This window comes from Rhodococcus sp. R1101, assembly GCF_000278445.1.
Taxonomy (GTDB): Bacteria; Actinomycetota; Actinomycetes; order Mycobacteriales; family Mycobacteriaceae; genus Rhodococcus; species Rhodococcus gordoniae.
The window spans coordinates 1-1,651 of record NZ_AJVB01000671.1 but is presented as its reverse complement, the minus strand read 5'-3'; the positions used below and the strand labels follow the sequence as shown (position 1 = coordinate 1,651).

Genomic DNA, 1,651 nt, shown 5'->3' with positions numbered 1-1,651 from the left:
CGTCAGCACTCGCGGTGAGGCCGCGGCTCTCGGTGCAGAGGCCGGGGTCCGCGCCGCGGGCTGACGCCGAGTACTCGGTCGTCGTCGACTACCCGAGGTGGGTCAGGCAGCCGGCCGGGTCGACGTCGTCGTCGGAGCGACGGTCGTCGTCGGCGTTCCGGAGGAGGTGGTCTCCCCGGCTCCCGTGGTGGTCTCACCCGTCGCCGGCGTCGTGCTCTCCGACGGTGCGGGGGCCGGGGCCGTGGTGGTCACCGGGGTGGGCGTGGCTGCCGGCGCACCGGCTTCGGGTGCGAGCGGGGCCACCGGCGCGGCGGGATCGCCCGCGGGTGCCGGTACGCCGTCGACGGAGGCGGGCACGCTGCTGTCGACGACCGCCGCACCGTCGGTCTCGGTCGCGGACGGCGAGGTTTCCGGTGTCGTGGACGCCTCGGCCGTCTCGGCCTTCGCCGTCTCCTCGGCGATCAGGAGGACTGCGGCCTGGTCGACCTTCTTCGGGTCGACCTTCTTGCCGTCCTTGGCCTCCTTGGCCAGGTGCTCGAGCCATGCGGCGGCGTACTCGACGGTGGACGTGCCCTTACCGTCGATGTCGTCGTCCCAGTAGTCGAAGTGGTGACCGTAGTGGTCCCGGGTCTCCTCGTTGTAGCCGAAGGTCTGGTCGTAGGGGTCGGCGAGCACCACCGCGAGGGTGTTCTGGTTGCTCCTGATGAACCCGACGACCTCCTTGACGATCTTCTCCGGCAGGTACGCGAGGTTCGACAGACGCTCCGCGGGGATCGGGGCCTCGGCGCCGCTCTCGCCGGTGGCGTCGGAGGCCACAGGCGTGGTGGGGCGTGCGGTGGCGGGGTCGTAGCTCGGGTCGGAGACCTTGATCAGCACCTCGAGGAAGGTCTCGTCCGAACGCATCCAGTCCGGGTTCGCCGAGATGTCGGCGAGGGCGAGCAGCGCGACCCGGCCCATGACCTGGGCCAGGTCGGCGCCCGTCGCGGGTGTGAGACCCTCGCGCTCGAGCGCATCGCCGTTGACCTGACGGCCCACGTTCGCGAGCAGTTCGATCAGCGCGATGTTCTCGGGTGCCGAACAGGTGAAGTCGCCCTCGGAGCAGAACGACGCAACCTTGCCGGCGAGCTTGCCGAAGTCGCCGCTGGTACCGGGAAGCACTCCGCGGCCGGGGACGGGATCTGCACCCGGCTGGTACGGACGGTCGAAGCCGTCGGGGTTCGTGCCGTTCTGCGAACCCGGGAAGAATCCTTCGCCTTCCTTGCGGCCGGCGTCGGAGAGGATGACGACGCCGCTGACGGCGTCGGGATCGATGATGTCCCAGGAACCGTCCTCGCCCTTCTCCTGCGCACCGATCTGCATCGCGGCGCGGCGCGCGACGTCGGCGCCCTCACTGAAGCCGACGATGGCGAACTGGGTGTCGGGGCAGGACCGCCGGATGGCCTTCATGACCTCGATGGTGTTCTCGGCGCCCTTGTCCACCGCGTTCTCGTAGCTGGCGAGGTCGGCCGGGTACTCGATGTAGATGGCCGCGTAGCCCTCGCCGTTCGCGTGCTCTCCCATCGGGGCGTTGATCACCGGATCCACCCACATACTGTTGTAGGCGCCCTGCTGGCCGGCGGGAAGCCTCTTGCCGTTCTCGTCGACGAGCATC

At 70.0% G+C, this 1,651-nt stretch carries 1 protein-coding gene; it reads right to left on the bottom strand.

The window, feature by feature from the left end:
• Nucleotides 1-102: 102 nt before the first annotated feature.
• Nucleotides 103-1,651 (bottom strand): cutinase family protein (locus R1101_RS0123040; protein WP_016935553.1); only part of this gene is annotated, 1,549 nt, incomplete at its 5' end.